This is a genomic window from Lysobacter enzymogenes (assembly GCF_017168095.1).
GTDB classification, from domain to species: Bacteria; Pseudomonadota; Gammaproteobacteria; order Xanthomonadales; family Xanthomonadaceae; genus Lysobacter; species Lysobacter enzymogenes_D.
On the sequence record NZ_LXSD01000144.1, the window covers coordinates 1 to 1,598 of the forward strand.

At 72.9% G+C, this 1,598-nt stretch carries 2 protein-coding genes; both read left to right on the plus strand.

What is annotated here, in order from left to right:
* Positions 1 to 400 precede the first annotated feature (400 nt).
* Positions 401 to 859 carry a hypothetical protein gene (locus A7A76_RS04065; protein WP_206409995.1) on the plus strand — a complete coding sequence of 153 codons (459 nt, stop codon included), beginning with the start codon at positions 401 to 403 and terminating at the stop codon, positions 857 to 859.
* Positions 860 to 1,336: 477 nt separating this feature from the next.
* Positions 1,337 to 1,598, plus strand: a 262-nt coding sequence (locus A7A76_RS04070) for a hypothetical protein (protein WP_428995078.1), incomplete at its 3' end; no start/stop codon positions are given.

Sequence of the window (1,598 nt, forward strand, 5' to 3'; positions counted from 1 at the left end):
AGGCGCTGGCCGGCCTGCGCGTCGGCGCGGCCGCGCGCGGGCGGCTTGGCCGGCTTGGCGACGGCCTTGGCGGCGCCCTTGGCCGCGGCGGACGGCTTGGCGGCTTTGCTCATGGTGCTGATTCCGTCTTGATTTGGACGGACTATAGCTCAAAACGATACAGTCGATGCAAGTCGTCCCGTCCGGATTCAGCTTCACCCCGCGTGATCGCGGACCCTGCGACCCTGGCCTGGGACACTGTCTGGGCACGGCCGCCGCCGCGCCCTGGCAGAGCCGGCAGTCGACACGAAATGGCACACTTTTGGTTGCTATGCTGCGCGGCTGAACAGCGCGCAGCCCGTCCGTCGCCGCCGCGCCCGCGCCACCTTTCGAGCCCTCACGTTTCGTTTTCGGAGTCGTCATGAACTGCAAGTCGCGCATCCTCGGATCCAGCCTGGGGCTGTTGCTCATCCTCGCCCCGCACGCCGAGGCGCAGAAGCGGCGCGCGCAGGCGCCGGCGAAGGACAACGCGACCCATGCCGCCGCCATGGCCCGTTCGGCCGAGACCTGTCCCGAGCATTCCGACGCGCGCACCCGCCCGGGCGTGGCCGCGGTGCCGGCGGCGGCGCTCAAGGTGCTGGAGTCGCGCGGCTATGCGCTGTGTCCCGACACGCGTCTGGACACCACCACGCCGGTGGTGTGGTACGGCAAGCAGGGTGTGTTCGCCTGGAACCCGTCCAGCGCCGGCGCGATCAAGGTGCTGGCCGCGCAGGCCACGGCCTTCGCGCGCAGCGAAGAGTTCCCGCCCGGCACGGTGGTGTGGCGGGCCAACGGCAAGCTCGCCGAAGGCGCGCTGGTGCCGGCGTTCCGCAGGCGCTGAGCGCCGCCGCGCGCAGGCTGCGCGACGCGCGCGCCTCGCGTTCGCGCATGCGTGCGGACGCACGCGTCGCCGGTTCGTGAACGCGAGCTACACCGTTCTCGCCGTCGCGGCGTCGGCAACGGAAATTTAATTCTCCTGCGCCCTCGCTCCTCGTTATCGTCGCCTCGACCCGATCCGCGCGCGCAGCGAGCCGCCGGCATCGCCGGCGCGGTTTCGCGGGCGCATTGGGCGCGCGCGTTGGTCACCTGCGCGATGTCGCCGATATCGCCCGGGTGAAGGCCGCAGCCGCGTCGTCCGCGCCTGCGGCCGCCGCGCTCCGGCGATCCGTCGCGCTCCGCGTCGCCGCGCTTCGGGACCGCGGATCGCGCCACACGCGCTCCGCGCCCGTTCCGCCGCAACCGCCACGCTTCGCCGAGCGCACGCAAGCCCGCGCGCATCGCAGCGCGCACGCACGCGGCGTTTTTCCGAGCAGGATGCATGCGCGCAGACGAGTCATCGCCCGAATTGCCGTTACGCCTGGGCGCCGCTGCGCTGGCGTTGGCGTCGACGGCGTTCATGGTCTGGCTGCTGATGCGCATCCCGCCGCCGTTGCCGCGCGCCCCGGACCTCGAGCTGGTGCTGATCGAGCGCATCGTGCCGGCGCCGCGCGCCGAGGCGGAGCCCTCTGTCGAAGAGCCCGCGCCCGTCACGCCCGCACCCGCCGCCGCGTCGCCGCACCATGCGCCGTCGCCGGCCGCGC